General features: G+C 63.0%; 12 protein-coding genes and 1 tRNA gene. 6 read left to right on the top strand and 7 right to left on the bottom strand.

Annotated features, from left to right (window positions below):
• The first annotated feature begins 33 nt into the window (after positions 1 to 33).
• The 4 genes from AQ12_RS10310 to AQ12_RS10295 all read left to right on the top strand — a co-directional run bounded on the left by AQ12_RS10310 (position 34) and on the right by AQ12_RS10295 (position 4,195).
• On the top strand, positions 34 to 951 hold the full coding sequence (locus AQ12_RS10310; RefSeq protein WP_048439827.1) for a YicC/YloC family endoribonuclease: 918 nt from the start codon (positions 34 to 36) through the stop codon (positions 949 to 951).
• Positions 952 to 986: 35 nt separating this feature from the next.
• Positions 987 to 1,607 (top strand): guanylate kinase, encoded by a 621-nt coding sequence (gmk, locus tag AQ12_RS10305; RefSeq protein ID WP_048439826.1) that lies wholly within the window; start codon positions 987 to 989, stop codon positions 1,605 to 1,607.
• Between the two features lie 17 nt (positions 1,608 to 1,624).
• Entirely contained in the window at positions 1,625 to 1,831 is a 207-nt protein-coding gene (gene rpoZ, locus AQ12_RS10300) for a DNA-directed RNA polymerase subunit omega (protein WP_048439825.1), read from the top strand.
• A gap of 90 nt (positions 1,832 to 1,921) precedes the next feature.
• Complete coding sequence (locus AQ12_RS10295) at positions 1,922 to 4,195, top strand: bifunctional (p)ppGpp synthetase/guanosine-3',5'-bis(diphosphate) 3'-pyrophosphohydrolase (protein WP_048439824.1); 2,274 nt, start codon at positions 1,922 to 1,924, stop codon at positions 4,193 to 4,195.
• Here AQ12_RS10295 and greB read toward each other — a convergent pair.
• Positions 4,192 to 4,761: a transcription elongation factor GreB gene (gene greB, locus AQ12_RS10290; RefSeq protein WP_048439823.1), complete on the bottom strand. Its 570-nt coding sequence runs from the start codon at positions 4,759 to 4,761 to the stop codon at positions 4,192 to 4,194. The two genes, AQ12_RS10295 and greB, sit on opposite strands and share 4 nt — an antisense overlap.
• A gap of 113 nt (positions 4,762 to 4,874) precedes the next feature.
• Here greB and AQ12_RS10285 point away from each other — a divergent pair, with 113 nt between their 5' ends.
• The gene (locus AQ12_RS10285) at positions 4,875 to 5,579 is read left to right on the top strand and encodes a hypothetical protein (protein ID WP_048439822.1); all 705 of its coding nucleotides are present in this window, start codon (positions 4,875 to 4,877) and stop codon (positions 5,577 to 5,579) included.
• On the opposite strand, the gene AQ12_RS10280 is transcribed toward AQ12_RS10285, so the two are convergent.
• The gene (locus tag AQ12_RS10280) at positions 5,576 to 8,044 is read right to left on the bottom strand and encodes an EAL domain-containing protein (protein WP_048439821.1); all 2,469 of its coding nucleotides are present in this window, start codon (positions 8,042 to 8,044) and stop codon (positions 5,576 to 5,578) included. The two genes, AQ12_RS10285 and AQ12_RS10280, sit on opposite strands and share 4 nt — an antisense overlap.
• 158 nt (positions 8,045 to 8,202) lie before the next feature.
• Here AQ12_RS10280 and AQ12_RS10275 point away from each other — a divergent pair, with 158 nt between their 5' ends.
• Complete coding sequence (locus AQ12_RS10275; protein WP_048439820.1) at positions 8,203 to 8,598, top strand: response regulator; 396 nt, start codon at positions 8,203 to 8,205, stop codon at positions 8,596 to 8,598.
• Positions 8,599 to 8,625: 27 nt separating this feature from the next.
• On the opposite strand, the gene AQ12_RS10270 is transcribed toward AQ12_RS10275, so the two are convergent.
• The 5 genes from AQ12_RS10270 to AQ12_RS10250 all read right to left on the bottom strand — a co-directional run.
• Positions 8,626 to 8,850, bottom strand: a complete 225-nt coding sequence (locus tag AQ12_RS10270; RefSeq protein ID WP_048439819.1) for a hypothetical protein — start codon at positions 8,848 to 8,850, stop codon at positions 8,626 to 8,628.
• 153 nt (positions 8,851 to 9,003) lie between these two features.
• A tRNA-Arg gene (locus AQ12_RS10265) sits at positions 9,004 to 9,080 on the bottom strand.
• Between the two features lie 16 nt (positions 9,081 to 9,096).
• A complete protein-coding gene (locus AQ12_RS10260) occupies positions 9,097 to 10,302 on the bottom strand; it encodes a glycosyltransferase (protein ID WP_369799012.1) in 1,206 nt (401 codons plus the stop codon).
• A gap of 92 nt (positions 10,303 to 10,394) precedes the next feature.
• Positions 10,395 to 12,323, bottom strand: coding sequence for a TolC family outer membrane protein (locus tag AQ12_RS10255; RefSeq protein ID WP_053076665.1), 1,929 nt, complete (start codon positions 12,321 to 12,323; stop codon positions 10,395 to 10,397).
• A gap of 5 nt (positions 12,324 to 12,328) precedes the next feature.
• Positions 12,329 to 17,143, bottom strand: a 4,815-nt coding sequence (locus AQ12_RS10250; protein ID WP_048439817.1) for a Calx-beta domain-containing protein, incomplete at its 5' end; no start/stop codon positions are given.

Below are 17,143 nucleotides of genomic sequence, written 5' to 3'. Positions count from 1 at the left end.
CCGCAACGACTCCGAGATCGGCAAAAGACCTCCATGGCAGTTTACAGCATGACCGGCTTCGCAAGCGGCCAGCAAAGCGCAGCAGACACGCGCTCGCAGGCCGAGACACGGAGCACGCCGCCAAGCCGCCTGGGCCTTGAAATGCGCTCGGTGAACAGCCGCTTTCTTGACCTTACATTCCGCCTGTCCGAAGAACTGCGCCCTTACGAGCCCGCGCTGCGCGAACTGATCATGTCGCGCCTGAAGCGCGGCAAGGTCGAGGTGCGAGCCGCCGTGGAGTCCAACGCCGGCGAAGGCCTTCGCGAGCCGACGCCGCGCATGCTCCAGCGGCTCAACTCGCTGCAGGACCACGTCAGGGCATGGCTGCCGGACGCCAAGTCCCTGAGCGTGGCCGACGTCGTTCGCATGAGCGCCTCCGAGGGCGCCTCGGAAGCCGACTGGAGCGAGGTCGTGATTGAGCTGGCCAAAACGACGCTGGACGAACTGATGTCTGCGCGCGAGCGCGAGGGCGCACGCCTGGCCGAGATGATGATCGGTCACCTCAAGCAGCTGCGCGCGCTGGCCAAACAGGCCGGGCCTCTGGTGCCGCAACTCGTGGAGCAGCAGCGCAATCGCTTTCTCGACCGCTGGAAAGAGGCCATGGCCCTCACCGATGGCGCCACGCTGCCCGAAGCCGCGCAGGACCGCGCGCTGAGCGAAGCGACTGCATTCGCCATCCGCATCGATGTGGCTGAAGAGCTGACCCGGCTCGCATCCCACCTCGACGAGATCGAGCGGCTGGTGAAAAAGGGCGGCGAGGTCGGCAAGCGGCTCGACTTCCTCATCCAGGAACTGCATCGCGAGGCCAACACCCTCGGATCGAAGTCTGCCGCGCTGGAGATGACCCGTGTGTCGGTCGACATGAAGGTCTTGATCGAGCAGATGCGCGAGCAGGTGCAGAACCTGGAATAGTGCGGGCAAGGCTGCTTGCTAGAATCGCCACCTCCATGGACTACCCCGGTAACCTGTTTGTTGTAGCGGCCCCCAGCGGCGCCGGCAAGTCCAGCCTCGTCAAGGCGCTGCTCGAGCTCGACGCGCAGGTGCAGCCGTCTGTTTCTCACACGACGCGCGCGCCCCGCGGGCAGGAAAAGCACGGGCGCGAGTACTTCTTTGTTTCCACGCCCGAGTTCGACAGCATGGTGCTGGCCGATGGTTTCGTCGAATGGGCATTCGTGCACGGCCACCGCTACGGCACCTCCAAGCGCGCCATCGAAGAGCGTATCGCCACCGGCGCCGATGTCATCCTGGAGATCGACTTCCAGGGTGCCCTGGCGATCAAGCGCATCTTTGCCAATGCGGTACTGATCTTTATCCTGCCGCCCAGCTGGGAAGAACTCAGGTCACGACTGGAACGCCGCGGCGAGGACGCGCCCGATGTCATCGATATCCGGCTCAAGAACGCCGCTGAAGAGATGGAACAGGCGCATGAGTTCGATTTCGTTATAATTAATGAGTTATTTGAACGCGCGCTTTTCGACATGAAAGCGATAGTTCACGCCCAGCGGCTTAAATTTTCGGCTCAGCGCCGTGCCCGGGCCGCAACGTTCAAAGCCCTCAACATCAGCTGATTCCTCCTGGAGTATTCATGGCCCGCATCACCGTCGAAGACTGCCTGCAACAAATCCCCAACCGCTTCCAGCTTGTGCTCGCCGCAACCTACCGCGCCCGCATGCTGAGCCAGGGACACGCCCCCAAGATCGAAAGCAAGAACAAGCCCTGCGTCACGGCCCTGCGTGAAATCGCCCAAGGCAAGGTCGGCCTCGAGATGCTCAAGAAGGTTCCCGGCGGCTGATCTGCCTGGCACCCCATCCAAAAGCACCGCATTGCGGTGCTTTTTTCATGGGCCAAGCTCTTCCTGGGGGTGGCACGCTACATTAAAGGCATGAGCGCCGTGCTGACCCCTTCCGGCAAAGGCAAGCGTCCCCCTGTGCCAGCCGTTCCCAGTCCCGCCGCAGCCAATGCGGCAGCGGCGAGTTTTGCCGCGCTCACGGCCAGCCTGGACTATCTGGACACGGGCGATGTCGACCTGGTCCGCAAGGCCTATCGCTTTGCCGATGAAGCGCACCTGGGCCAGCTCCGGGCCAGCGGCGAGCCCTACATCACGCACCCCATCGCCGTCGCGGCGCAATGCGCCGAATGGAAGCTCGACGCCCAAGCACTCATGGCCGCGCTGCTGCACGACGCGATCGAAGATTGCGGCGTTACCAAGCCGCAACTGATCGAGCGATTCGGAGCGCCCGTGGCCGAACTGGTCGACGGTCTCACCAAGCTGGACAAGCTGCAGTTCAACACCCGCGAAGAAAACCAGGCGGAGTCGTTTCGCAAGATGCTGCTGGCGATGGCGCGTGATGTGCGCGTCATTCTCATCAAGCTGGCCGATCGCACCCACAACATGCGCACGCTCGAAGACGTGCCGCGCGAAAAGTGGACGCGCATTTCTTCAGAGACGCTTGAAATCTACGCACCGATCGCGCACCGCCTGGGCCTGAACCAGACCTATCGGGAACTGCAGGAGCTGGCCTTTCGCCACCTTCGGCCGTGGCGACACGCGATTCTCAACAAGGCCGTCATCAAGGCCCGCAACCGCCGCCGCGACCTGATCCAGAAGGTCGAGCGTGAGGTCGAAGCCGCCTTTCACGAAGCCGGCATCGCCATGCGGATCGAAGGGCGTGAAAAGACGCTCTACTCCATCTATCGCAAGATGGACGAGAAGCACCTGTCGTTCGCGCAGGTCACCGATATCTATGGATTTCGCGTCATCGTGCCGTCGGTCATCGACTGCTATACGGCGCTGGGCATGCTGCACCAGATGTACAAGCCGGTGCCGGGCAAGTTCAAGGACCACATCGCCATCCCCAAGGTCAACGGCTACCAGTCGCTGCACACCACGCTGGTCGGCCCTTCGGGTGTGAACGTCGAGTTCCAGATGCGCACCGAGGCGATGCACCTCGTGGCGGAGTCGGGGGTTGCGGCCCACTGGCTCTACAAGGCCAACGACCAGGACAGCGACAACGCGGACCGGCTGGGCACGAAGTGGCTGCAGTCGCTGCTCGACATCCAGCACGAAACACGCGATGCAGCGGAGTTCTGGGACCACGTCAAGATCGACCTGTTTCCCGATGCCGTGTATGTGTTCACGCCCAAGAGCCAGATCATGGCGCTGCCACGGGGCGCGACGGTCGTTGACTTTGCCTACTCGATCCACAGCAACATCGGCGACCGCACCGTCGCCGCACGCATCAACGGCGTGCAGGTGCCGCTTCGCACCGAGCTCAAGAATGGCGACGTGGTCGAAGTCGTCACTGCACCGGTTTCCACACCCAACCCGGCCTGGCTCGGGTTCGTTCGCACCGGCCGCGCACGCTCCAAGATCCGGCACCACCTCAAGACACTGGCGCAGGTCGAGTCCCAGGACTTGGGCGAAAAGCTGCTCACGCAGGCGCTGCGCTCGGAAGGCATGGAAAAGCTTCCCGCCGAAGACGGCGAATACCACCCCATCTGGGAAAAGCTGCTGCGCTTCACCGGCAACCGCAACCGCGCCGAACTGCTCACCGACATCGGCCTGGGCAAGCGAATCGCCACCATCGTCGCCAAGCGGCTCGTGACGATGCTCTCGGAACGCGGCGAGAAGCCCGACGCGCTGCTGCTGACCCGCGAACGCTACACCGCGCACGAAAACGTGTCGCAGGGCGAGGTCGTGCTCGACGGCAGCGAGAACGCTTCCGTCAAGTTCGCCAGCTGCTGCCGGCCCGTGCCCGGCGACTCAATCGTCGGCTACCTCGGGCGCGGCGAGGGCCTGGTCGTTCACTGCGACGACTGCGCCGTGGCCAAGCGCCTGCAGCACAAGGACAGCGAGCGCTTCATCAGCGTCGAATGGTCCGACGAACCGGTGCGTCCGTTCGAGACTGCGGTGATGGTCACCGTCGTGAACGGCAAGGGCGCACTGGCTCGCGTGGCAACGTCCCTTGCCAGCGCCGAGGCCGACATCACGCACGTCGACATGGGTGAAGAAAAAGCGCAGGACGCCGCCGACCTGCGGCTGATCATCGCCGTGCGCGACAAGACCCATCTCGACTCGGTGCTGCGAATCCTCAAGCGCACCCCTTCCGTCATGAAGGTGCAACGCGTGCGTCCCGGCTTCAGCACCGACCGCTAGGCTTGCGCGGGCGGCGGGTAGTCCACCTTCAACACTTCGACTTCCTGCACCCCCATCGGCGTCGTCAACCTCACGACATCGCCTTGCCTGGCCTTGATCAACGCACGCGCAATCGGTGATACCCAGCTCACCTGGCCGGCGAGCGTATCGGCCTCGTCGATCCCCATGATGGTGACGGTGCGCTCGTCGCCCGCTTCATCCGCATACGTGACCGTGGCACCGAAAAACACCTGGTCCCCGCCGTGGTGCAGCGCCGGGTCTGCGATCTCCGCGATTTCAAGGCGCCGCGTGAGAAAGCGGATGCGCCTGTCTATTTCGCGCAGCCTCTTCTTGCCGTAGATGTAGTCACCATTCTCCGAACGATCGCCGTTGCTCGCGGCCCAATGCACGACTTCCACCACCTTGGGGCGTTCCTCGTCGATCAGTTGCAGCAATTCATCGCGCAGGCGCGTGTATCCTGCGGGTGTGATGTAGTTTTTGGTTCCGGCGGGGAGGGAAGATGCTGCGCCGTCCTGGTCGTCGTCATCGCCCTCGCCTTCCGTCTCACGGGTGAATGCTTTGCTCATGGTGCCAAGGATAGCCCCGGCGGCTTTTTCCTACAGGCTCATGCGCAGGTGCCTTGCGAGGTTTCTGGCGCGGCAGTGCAACAGTCGCCTGTCGTCAATCGAAGGACAAAGACATGGTTGCTGATGCAGCAAATTCGACCCGTGCCCAGCACGCCGGCGCCGAGTCGGCGCGTTACGGAGTCTTGCGCCGACTGGGTCCGGCCCTCAAACATGACATGGTGGTCAACCTGCAGGCCATCGCGATGATGGCCGAAGTGCTCAACGCACGGCTGGAGCGCGCATCGCCCTCTCCCGAGGAATTCCGAACGAGCATCTTCAAGCTCAATCGCCTCGCGCGTGACGCTGTGGCCAATTGCCTGAAGGTGGCAGCGTGGCTGGAGCCTCAGGAAGACGAAGGCGTGCGCCTGGGCGCGGGCGTCGAAGATTGCATCGCGCTGCTGGCGAGCAACTTCAATTTCCGGGGATTTCTTGTCGAAAAAGAGCTGACGGATGCGCCGTTCCAGGTGTCGACCGTGGCGCTGCGCAACCTGCTCATCGCCTCACTGATCACGCTCACCGACGCAGCCGGCGGTCCGTGCGTCGTGCGTATCCGCACAGAAGTGGTCGACGGCACCGCCGAAATCACGATGCAAGTCGCGCCTCGCACCGATGGATATGAAGCCTTGCCATACGAGCCGAGCTACCGGCTGCTCGATTGGGCTGATGTCGAGGCTCTTGCGATGGCTGAATCGGTGGATCTGAGACGCTCGCCAGACACCATCGTGTTGCGCATGCCACGCATCGTTCCCAACACGCCCCTGCAGATCGCGCCGGTCTAGGTCTCGAGTGCTGCAGCTCCGGCGTCAAGGCGGGTCATGAACGACTCCAACTCATCAATGGGCAAGGGCCGGCTGAAAAGATAGCCCTGGTATTCGTAGCAGCCTTGCTGGGCCAGGTACACGCGTTGCGCCTCGGTTTCAACGCCTTCCGCGACCACGCCCAACCCCAGGCTCTGCGCGAGGCCGATGATGGTTCGGGCGATGGCCGCATCATTCGCGTCAGTCAGGATGTCCTTGACGAATCCCCGATCGATTTTCAACTGGTCCAGCGGCAGGCGCTTGAGGTACGACAGTGACGAGTAGCCCATCCCGAAGTCGTCGAGCGACAAAGTGACGCCCATCGCCTTCAGGCTCCCCATCTTGGCGACCGTCACTTCGATGCCATCGGCCAGCAGGCTTTCGGTCAATTCGAGCTTGAGCTTGTGCGGGGCAATCTGCGATCGCGCGATGGCGCTCATCACCTGATCGACAAAGTCGGGATCGCGAAACTGGCGAACGCTCACATTCACTGCGATGCTCAAGTGGCTGCGCGACGGACTCTTAGCCCAGAGCGCAAGCTGCTCGCACGCCTTGTCGAGCACCCAGCGGCCGATCGGCACGATGAGCGAGGTTTCCTCGGCCGCAGGAATGAAATGCGACGGGGGCACCATGTCGCGATCGGGATGTTTCCAGCGAAGCAGTGCCTCGACACCGGTCATCCGTCCATCAGCGCCGACTTGCGGCTGGTAGTCGAGCAGGAACTGGCCTTCGCGCCATGCCTGCCGCAGATCCATGGCGAGCGACGCGTTCGCCGTGGCGTTAGCCTGCATCTGCGGATCAAAAAAGCGAACGGTATTGCGTCCTGCATTCTTGGCCTGGTACATCGCCAGGTCCGCCTGCTTGAGCAGCTCGCTCATGTCCCACGGCGTCTTGCCAAAGAGCGTGACGCCGATGCTGCAGGTGCTGTGGTGCAGATAGCCCGAAAGCAGGTAAGGCTCGCCCAGCCGCGCGAGGATGCGCTCACTCACGATCTTCGAGGCCGCCACCGGCTGCAGCGGCTTGCGGCTGCTGTTCTCGATCAGGATCACGAACTCGTCGCCACCGAGCCGCGCCACGGTGTCCCCGGCGGCGACACACGACCGCAGGCGCTCGGCCACCTGCTGCAGCAGTTCATCGCCCTTGGCGTGCCCCAGCGTGTCGTTGAGCACCTTGAAGTTATCCAGGTCGATGAACATCAGCGCGCCTTCCCGCGGCTTTTCCTCATCGGTCAGCACGCGCTGGAGCCGCTCGAGCAGCAACTGCCGGTTGGGCAGGCGTGTCAGCGGGTCATAGAACGCGAGATACTGGATCTTCTCCTCGGCGGTCTTGCGTTCGGTGATGTCGCGGCCGACCGCCACCCAGTGCGTCAGCTTGCGCGCTTCATCCCAGACCGGTGACACCTCCAGGTCGACCCAGTACGCCTCGCCGGTCTTTGTGTAGTTGATGAGGTCCACGCGCGCGGGCAACCACTGCTCCATCGCAGCGCGGATCCTGTCCAGTTCCTTGCGCTGTGTGCCCGGGCCTTGCAACAGGCGCGGTGTGCGGCCGATGACTTCTTCGGGAAGGTAGCCGGTGCGGCGTTCGAATGCCTCATTGACGAACACGATACGAGGGCCGGGTTCGCTGAAAGGCCCGGCCTCCGTGATGATCACGATGTCGTTCAGGCGCGCGATGCTGCTCTCCAGCAGCCGAAGGTGCTCCTGCGAATCGTGCCGCGCAGTCACATCGCGCAGATGCACCGCCAGGCCTGCGCCAAAGGGAAAGCCGCGTATCTCGATGCGCCGGGAAAGCTGCGCGTCCAGCTCTTCGGTCTCTACCTGCCTGCCATCGCGAAGTGCTTGCCTCAAGTTTTCTTCCAGGCGCATCCGCACCGACTTCTGGAAGAAGCTCCAGATCGGCCGCCCGATGAGGTCCGCAGCAAGGTGCCCCAGAAGCGACTGCGCCTGTTCATTGAGGTAGGTGAATCGCCCCGTCTTGTCGACGGTCGCAAAGGGTTCGCCGCTGCCCATCGCGCCGCCCATGCTGACCGTGTGTCGCAGCAGCGTTCCGGGTCGATGTGTATGAGGCGCGATCTCCTGCACCGCACCCTCGACCCGGACGACGGCGCCGCCGGCATCGCGAACGGCCTGGCCGACGGTGCGCACCCACGAACGACGGCCCGTGAAAGTGATGATCTGCATCTCGGCATCGAATGCCTCGCCGCGTGTCGCACAGGCCGCCACGAGGGCACGGACACGGTCGCGCCACTCAGGGGCGTACCGGTTGAACGATTCTTCAAGGCCGGGCTGCCAGCCAACCGGTGCCTCGTGAATCAGCGCGAGCTGTGTCGTCCATCGCACAACGCCGCTGGCGACGTCGAGCGACCACACGCCGACGTTGGCCGTCTGCTCCACCAGGGCCAGCAGCGAACGAGCGCTATCGGCGCTTTGGGCGTCGTCTGCGCTCATCGTAGGCAATCGATCTTCATGCCACCTATCGTAGATGCAAGAAGTGATTCAAGAGGTAGGCATCGTCCTACCGGCGTTCGGGAGGTCGTCTCCCTGCTCAAGCGCAGCATCGCCCCCCATCATGAGAGTCCCACCCCATCCGTCCCACCCGAGTTCCCGTGCATCTGCAAACGTTTGTCATTGAAGATAACCCCACCATCCGCGAAAACCTCATCGGCACGCTGGAGGAACTGACCTGCGTGAAGGTCATGGGAACAAGCGCGACTGAAGACGATGCACTGAGGTGGATCGAGAAGCACCGCAGTGAGTGGGACGTGTTGATCGTGGACCTGTTCCTCAAGCAGGGCAGCGGCATGCATGTCGCCCAGTGCGTCAAGCGTGCGCGTCCGAACCAGAAGATCGTGGTTTTCAGCAACTACATCAACTCAAGCGTGAGAAAACGCTGTGCCCAGCTGGGCGTTGATGCCGTGTTCGACAAATCGACAGAGATCGACGCGCTGGTCGATTACTGCGCGCACCAATGTTTCCGGGTGGCGCAGACGCAGGCGGCCTGACGCCAGCGTCAGCAGCGCGAGCGAAGGTCAGCCAGGTGAGTTGCCGAGCGCCGCTGCCAGTACGGCAAGTGGCAAGGCGATGGCCAGCGCGACGCCCAGCAAAGTGCCAATACCCAGCCCGCCTGCGAAAGAATCAATCGCCAGCGTGAGCAAGGCGGTCGTGAGGCCGCTGAATACCAGGTGGAATGCAAAGTCACCACCGGCCGCGGCCAGAGGCGTCGCCAGTTGGGATTCATGGTTTGGTGCAAGCATCAACCCATGCTAGGAGGCCTGCGAAGAATGCCAACAGACGATGGTCTCAACCGCGTCGCACATTCAATTGCAGCACCGGCCAAAGAAAAACGGTCCGGAGAGCGAACTCTTCGGACCGTTTGATTTGACTGACTTGCTGACTAATTATTGATTTGGTGCGGCTGGCAGGAATTGAACCCACGACCCCTTGGTTCGTAGCCAAGTACTCTATCCAACTGAGCTACAGCCGCTGAGCCCACAAGTATATCAGGTCTCTGGCCCCAGTTTCTGCGAGCCCACCTGGTGAGGTGTCTCCAGCAAGGCAAGCTGGGCGGGCAGGCAGTGCCTGCGCAAGTCGTATCCATCCACGATGGTCTGGCGGGCCGCCGCCCGCAACGGCGCGAGTTCGTCCCGGCGCTCCAGTGCATCCGCGACGCAATGGGCCAGCGCCTGGTGATCGAAGAAGTCGGTCAGCAAGCCATTGCGCCCATGCTCGACCACTTCGCGCACCGGCGCTGTGTCCGAGCCGACGATCAGGCATCCGATGCTCATGGCCTCCAGCATCGACCACGACAGCACAAAGGGATACGTCAGGTACACATGTGCAGCCGATACTTGCATCAGTTGCGTGAGCGCGGTGTGCGGCACGCGGCCCACAAAATGGATGCGACTCATGTCGAGCTGGCTCGCCACCTCGGCCAGGAAGATGTCTTTCCAGGTCTTGCCCGCTGGCGGCGCACTTCCATAACTTGCCCCATCCCCACCCACCAGCACCACGCGGGCGTTGGGCCGCAGCTTCTGCAACAGCGGCAATGCGCGCATGAAGATGTGATACCCCCGATAGGGCTCAAGCTGGCGCACGACGAACGTCACCACTTCATCGCCGGGCCGAAGCGTGAGGCCTGCGGATTTGAGCTGCACGCTCGCATTGGCATCGGGCTTGAAGCGCTCGGTGTCTATGCCTTCGTGGATGACGTGGATCTTGTCCTGCGCCCACGCGGGGTGACGACCCTTCTGGAACCGGGTCGGCGCGAGAGCCGCATCGCAGGCATCCAGTGCGTGCAGCAGATGCGTGTTCTTGATGCGGATGCGCTGCGCGGAAGCGGGCGTCGGACGCGAAAATTCCGGATCGAAAGCCGTATCACCGCCCTCGCCGCCGTAGTAGTACTCGGCGTAAGTGATCAGGCGCGCATGGGGGAACACGTCCCTGGCGAAGAGTGCCTCGCCCCAACCTGGATGAATCACAACCACATCGGGCTCGAAGCCCTGGGACTTGAGGCCCTGCATCGCGCGTGCCGCGACCTCGCCACGCGCCACCTTCGCGTGCAGTTCGGTCATCGCTGCGGCCAGCGGTTGCGACGTGTCTTGCGCAGGCAGCTTCGGTTCAGGGTACAGCGCATGGCGCACACCAGCCACGGGCTCGCCGGGCTTGTTCACGCCCAGCGCATAAACCTCATGGCCCCGGGCCGCCAGCGCGGCGCTGACGTGCCTGAACTGCCCGGGAAAATTCTGGTGGACGAAAAGGTATCGCAGAATCGGCTATCCCAGTGACGCCGGTCTCCCGGCTACTTCAGCGGCGCTGAAGTTTCCGAGACGATAACCCAGTTGCCACCGGCCTTCTCCCATCGCAGCGTCTTTTGCGTACGGTCCTGGTATGAGGCTGACCGGTAATTCTGCGCAAAGACCGTGGTCGCCCGCTCCCCGCCGTTTTCCAGTGTCGTCACCACGTTGCTGATTTCCACCGTGACGCCCGACGAGCGTCCAATCACGGCTTGACGGCGCGCCTGCCAGGCCTTGAATGTTTCGCCGCCTGCCGGCTGGAACGCAGGCGAATACATCTGCAGGTATCCAGGGATGTCGCGGCTGCTCCACGCCGAACGCCAGCTCTCCAGCGCCTTGCCGACCGTGCCCTGGGGGACTTGCGGCGCATTGGGTGTGACCACTGGCGCAGCGGGTGCAGCAGGTGCAGACTGCGCAATCGCGCCGGGGACGGCAGGCATCACGGCTTGCGGCACGGCGACTGCTCGCGTTTGCTGCATCGCGCGTGTGGTGAGCGCTGACTTGTCGACCGTGTAGACCGTGACGGCCTCGACCGGACATTGCTGCGCGCCATCGCCCTCCATGCGCCAGTTCGCCACTGTTTCCTGACCACCTGTGTCGATGGTCGTGAGTTCGAGCGCGCGCAGCAGGCTGCCGACCGACGCGTGGACGCGTGCATGCGCAAGGTTCAGGTCCTGCTGCGCAATGGCCACGGCGCGGCGTGCCTGGAACAGCTCGTTTTCGGTGTCCAGCAGGTCCAGCAACGAGCGCTGTCCGATATCGAATTGCTGTCGATACGCGATCAACGCCTTGCCGACCGATGTTTCATGCGTTGCCAGGTAACCCAATTGCTCCTTGAGCTTTTGCACGTCGTTGAATGCGATCAGGAGCGTCTGGCGCAAATCGCGGCAGGTCTTGTCGCGGATGTCCTTGGCGATGTTGACCTGCTCGACGAACTGGCGCTCGCGCGAACGGTCTGCAAACCCGTTGAACAGGTTCCAGGTCATGACGACTTCAGCCGTCGTTGTGCCCACGTTGCCGACCGGACCGAGCTGGTTGTTGCCCTGGTCGCGCTTGAGGCGGAAGTCCAGCCGCGGCTGGTAAGCGCCCTTGCGCGACTGGAGCGCCGCATCGGCTGCGCGCACGCTCTCGATCGAAGCCAGCAGCGCCGGATGCTGGACCTGGGCGCGTTGCACGGCAGACACGGCGTCAGGCGGCAGGTCCCGATTCAGCACCGGCGGCGCAGCCATCACCTGCGAAGGCAGGCGTCCCACGATGCGCTGGAAACGGGCTGTCGTGTCATGCAGGTTCGCGGTTTCGATCAGCAGGTTCGCTTCGGCCAGCGCAAGGCGTCCCGAGATTTGTTCCAGGTCCACCGCGCGCGCGACCTTGGCCTGCACGCGCTTGTCGGTCTGGCCGAACACGGCGCGATGTTCGACGAAGTTGTCTTCCGCGAGCTTGACCAGTGCGCGATAGCGCAGCACATCGAAATAGGCGCGCGCGGTTTCGAGCGCCGTCGCCTCGGAGATGTCGAAGAACTCGAACAGGCGCACCTTGACGTTGTGGTCGAGACGGTCGATTTCCTGTCGGGTGAACCCGTCGTAGAGCAGCTGCGTGAGCGACAGCGATGTCCAGTTGCGGCTGTAGTCACCGGTGGTCGCGCCAGTCCGGCGCTCAGGCCCCGCGGTCGCGTTCAGGTCCACGCGCGGCAGCAATCCGCCCCGCGCGGCTTCGCGCTCGGCTTCGGCGGCCTTGATGGCATGCCAGCGAGCCAGTACCTCCGGGTTCTTCAGCACAGCCAACTGCGCCGCCTCCTTCAAGGTGAAGGGTGCCGCGGTCGAGGCCAGGGCCACAGGTGCCTGCACAGGCTGCGCAATTGCCGCCGGAAGCAAAGCGGCTGTGCTGCCGAAAAGTCCTGCGGCAGCCATCGCCCGCCAGATCGTCTTTCTCATCATGTTTTTCAGTCCGTCAATATCTTGTTGTTGGCCAGCAGGTTCTGGATGATTTGCTGGTCGCTGGTTGTACCGGTGACCAGGTCCACGCCCTGCAAGATGATCGTCTGGTCTTCGCGCGCCGCGGTGTAGCCATTGGCGAAGCCGCCGGTGGTGCTCACGTGCACCCGGGTGTCCCCACCGGACAGATCGAAGTGCATGAAGAACGTGAGGTTACCGGTTGGAAGGTAGCTGGAGGTGTCGCCTGCCAGCAGGTCACGCAGGTCGAGCTTGTCGCTTCCGGCGACCGTGTCGAAATCGGTGACCGTGTCGATCCTCGGCGCACCATTGCTGCCGCGATCGGCAAGTGACCAGCTGAAGACGTCAGCAACGCCATTGCCGCCGGTGCCGGTCATGGTGTCATTGCCTGCACCGCCCACCAGCGTGTCGCTGCCCAGGCCGCCGATCAGGCTGTCATTGCCTGCGCCGCCCACCAGGCTGTCGTTGCCGTCGCCGCCATCGAGCGTGTCGGCTCCCGCATCGCCGCGCAGCAGGTCGTCGCCGTTGTCGCCAGCCAGATAGTCTGCGCCGTCACCACCCGCGAGCGTGTCGTGGTTGGTACCGCCGCTGAGCGAATCAGCGCCGGTGCCGCCGTCGAGAATGTCGTAGCCGACACCGCCGTTGAGCGTATCGGCGCCGGCTCCACCGACAAGGCGGTCGTTGTTCGTCGTGCCGGTGATAGTCTCGGCCGCCGCGGTGCCGTAGGAATTGTTGGTAATGATGTTGAGCGTGAGCTGGGCGCTCGACGTGTCAGGCACCGCATCCGTATCGGACAAGGTGTAGCTGATCACTTCAGGGGCAATCGCGCCCGGCTGTGCCGGCACGGTGACTGACTCATAGGACAGCGCCTGAATCCGTGCGGACGCATCGCCCGAAGCCTCGACAACAATCTTTCCGATGCCGCTGTAGGTGCCGGGGATCGATACCGGCGTGCCTTCCAGTCCACTTGCAAACTGCCCCAGGAAGGCGCCATCTACACCGTAGACCTTGTAGGTCAAGGTGACGCTGTTGGAGAGATCGCTTTCCGCGGCGTTGACCACCAGCTTGACGTTTTGCACGCCCAGCGGATGTGTGGTCTGGCTGAAGTTGAAAATCAGCGATTCGAGGTTATCGAGTTCGGCGCCATCGCCGCCTCCGCTCACGCCGGCACCGGTGGCGCTGTAGGCGACTGTCTGGTCGACAACCGGACTGGCGCGCGAAATCGCCTGCATCGTCAAACCGGATGCCACCGATGGTGCTGCTGTCAGCAACACCTCGTATTGCGGGCGCGCGTAAGTCACACCGGAAATGCGGGCTTGTGTCCCGGTGTTGCCCAGGATGGTCATGGATGCAACATTGGCATACCCGGGCATCGCAACCACGCCTTCCGCGTTGGAGACGAATGACGTCCCAATCTGGTTGCCAGCCAGATCGAAGAAGCTGTACGTCAACGTGGTGGCGCCGCTGAGGTTGCTGGCACCCGCATCAATGGTCACGGACTGAATCGTCACGCCAGTAGGGCGGGTACCGGCGGCAATGCTGACTGTCAGGCTCTCTCCCTGACCGAGCGTCCTTCCGCCGTTGCTGCCGTTGTTGCCAATACCCGCGCCTGTGGTCGCGTCGTAGTGAATATTGTCCGAACCAGTCAGCGTGATTGCATTGGTGCCTGCCGGGTCGGAGGTGAATGCAGTAAATACCCCTGTCACATCCTGGCTCGGCGGCACCGGCACCTGTGTCGTCGGGGGCGTGTACTTGTAGAAGCCCGTCTCGTCGAACTCCAGGGCCGATCCGTTGGAGTTGTGGGTCCAGGTGAACCGGCCAATGCTGCCTGTATTGGTGACGCTATAGGTTCCGCCCAATGCTGCGGTCGAGCCGACAGCCGCGGTCAGGCTGAACGTCTGGCCCTGGAACACGATGCTCGTGACCACGGCGCCGTCAACGATCTTGTCGACACCAGCGCCGGATGAGGCGAATGGAAGCACTGCAGTGCCGGTTGCAACGCCCTGGTCAGTGCCACTGCCGGAGATGACATTGCCCTCCAGGAACGTGTGCTTCGCCAGCAAGGTGTCGCTGTCGTTATTGGCAATGGGCTTGCCGTCAACGACCGTGATTGTCTGCAGCGACGACGCTGTGTCGCCGTCGTTGTCGATCACGACGGAGCTCAAGGTGAATGTCGCTCCGGCTACCGCCTGCACAGCGCCACTCGTGAAGTAGCTGTAGTCACCCGTCTTGAAGTCAAAGATCAGCGTGCCCAGCATGAAACCTCGCGTGGCATCGAGCGTCAACGTGGTTGCCGAGATGGGCGTCGTGCCGCCGATGGCGCCTCCGTTATGCGTGACCTGGTTGGTGCCATTGAACGTGAAGGTGACGTTGGTGTCCGCGATCTGGTCGCCATCGGGGCCATCGAGCATCAGGGTCAGCGTTTGCACATAACCGCCGTCTGCACCGAACGCCACGTTCTGGCTGGCACCGCTGGCCACCACGTTACCGCCGAATGTCTGGGGCACGGTGGACAACAGACGCTCTTCCAGCTCGTTCAGGTCAGGCACCGAGATCGCGGGGTCGTTGATGCCATCGCCGAGTTGGTCAACACGATGAATCCCGTTGAGCTGGGTGAAGCTTGCAATGCCGCTGCCGATACCCACTGCATAAGACAGCAATGCCGGGTTGTTGTTCAGGTAGGTCGTGTACCCCGATGCGCCCGCCGGGTTGACCGTATCGCCTGCGGTGGGCACGCCGTCCGACAAGAAATAGACGATGTTGGTCCGGCCGGCGTCAGGCGTCGGCGTCTGCGTGATCACCTGCTGGAGCGCAGCCTGGTAGTTGGTGGTTCCAGTAGCGGTCGTGCCATTGATCGCCGCGGACAGCGAGGTGATGTTGGTGTACGCAGCTCCGCCATTGAGCGTCGTCGCTCCAGATGAGAAAGTCACGACCTTGATTGCAACATCATTGGATTGCTGGAAGTACTCGGTCGCCAGCGCAATGAGCGCATCCTTTGCCATCTGCAGGCGCGTCGTGAGCTGGATCGTGCCGTCAGGGCGCTCCAGGCGCACTGCGCCGGACGTGCCGACCATGCTTCCCGAAAGGTCGAGCACCAGCGTGATCGAGAACTTCTCGACCGACCCTTCCGGGATCTCGACGTTGGCGTTGGACGCGATCGGGAAGTCGTCATTGATGGTGACGCGCAGGTACGCATCCTGGCCGTTGCTGGTGTAGTCGTAGCCGATCAGCTCGCTGGTGCTGCTGTTGGTGGGAGCCGTGTTGTTGTTGGCAGGGCTCTTGAGCGTGTATGTGTAGTCGCCCTGCCCGGCGCCCGTGCGGTCGATCGTGATCTGGCCCCGCGGGGTGTTGGCGGTGATAAAGCCGTTTGCCGCTCCGTCAAGGTCGCCTACGCCGCCGTCGGTGATCCAGTTCGTCCCGCCGTCAACCGTGATACGTGTGATCCCGCCCGCGCCTGCTGCGCCATCGTTGGACAACACGTTGCCCGTTGCAATGTACGACCCGCCGCCTGACCCGGTGTACGTGCCGTTGTCGAGCGCCGACTCGTCAACCGTTGCGTTGTCGGTGGTGGCGGCGCCGACGTTCATCGTGACGGTTGCCGTGCTCTGCTGGCCGCCGTCGTCCTGCAACGTGTAGGTGAAGGTAGCCGTCGCAGGCGTTGCCGGCGGGGTATAGGTCAGCGTGCCGTCGCCGTTGTTGACAAGGGTTCCGCCTCCGACAGGCGTGGTGAACGACAGGAACGCGGCATTGTCGGGCAGCGTATCGTTGCCCAGCAGCGCCGCGATGCTGATGATGTACGGCGTCGTGATGACGATGTTGTAGGTGTCTGCTACAGCGACCGGCGGGCCGTCATCGACGCTGGCGACATTGATCGTTGCCGTAGCGCTGGCCGACGTGTCGCCGCCGTTGTCGGTTGCGATGTAGTTGAAGACCGTGCTGCCGTGCCAATCGGTCAGCGGCTGGAAGTACAAGGTCAACGCATTGCCGCTGGCCGCAATCGGCGTGCCGACAGGAGCCAGCTGTGTTCGAGCTGCATCGAGGTACAGCGCACCGTTGGTTGGCAGCGAAGACAGCGTGAAACTGCTGACGCTGCCGCCAGTGTCCGTGCCAGTCAAAGTGACCTGGATCGGCGCAACCGGGTCTTCATTGCCATTGGCCACCACGTTGGCCGCCGTGGGTATGAAGTCATCGTCGGTGATTGTGCCGATGCCCAGGGCATCACCAATGGTTGCATTGGTCGGCGACGACAGGTTGATATTGAATGTTTCGCTGCTTTCGGCAACCGCGTCATTGACGATCGGGACCACGACGGTTTGCGTGGTCACGCCTGCGGCGAACGTTAGCGTGCCGCTGGCGGCTGTGTAGTCGGAAGTGCTGAGCGCCGAGCCGTTCGAGCTGCCGTAGACCACAGTGATCTGCTGCGTAGACACGGAGGACAACGACACGGTGAACGTAGCCGACCCTGCAGCCTCGCCCACTGTCACGTCATTGATCGAGATGCTGGGCGGCAAATCGTTGTCGTTGATCGTGCCGATGCCCGACGCGCCGCCGATCGCCAGCGTATAGGACTCATTGCCTTCGTAGATCGTGTCGTCGATGGTCGGAACGGTCACCGTGAAGCTGGTGGTGCCTGCTGGCACGATCAGGTTCGTTCCAACCAGGCTCACGCCATCGCTGAACGTCGGAGGCGTTGTGTAGTCCGTGCCGCCGCCAGTGGCGGTTCCACCGCCGAGGGTGTACGCATAGGTCGTGTCGACACTCGACGGATTGCTCAGCGTCACCGTGTGGACCAGGCTCGTGCCTTC

Source organism: Caenimonas sp. SL110 (assembly GCF_001044395.1).
Classification (GTDB): Bacteria; Pseudomonadota; Gammaproteobacteria; order Burkholderiales; family Burkholderiaceae_C; genus Ramlibacter.
The sequence above is the reverse complement of the archived record's forward strand: the minus strand, read 5'-3'. Positions and strand labels throughout refer to the sequence as shown.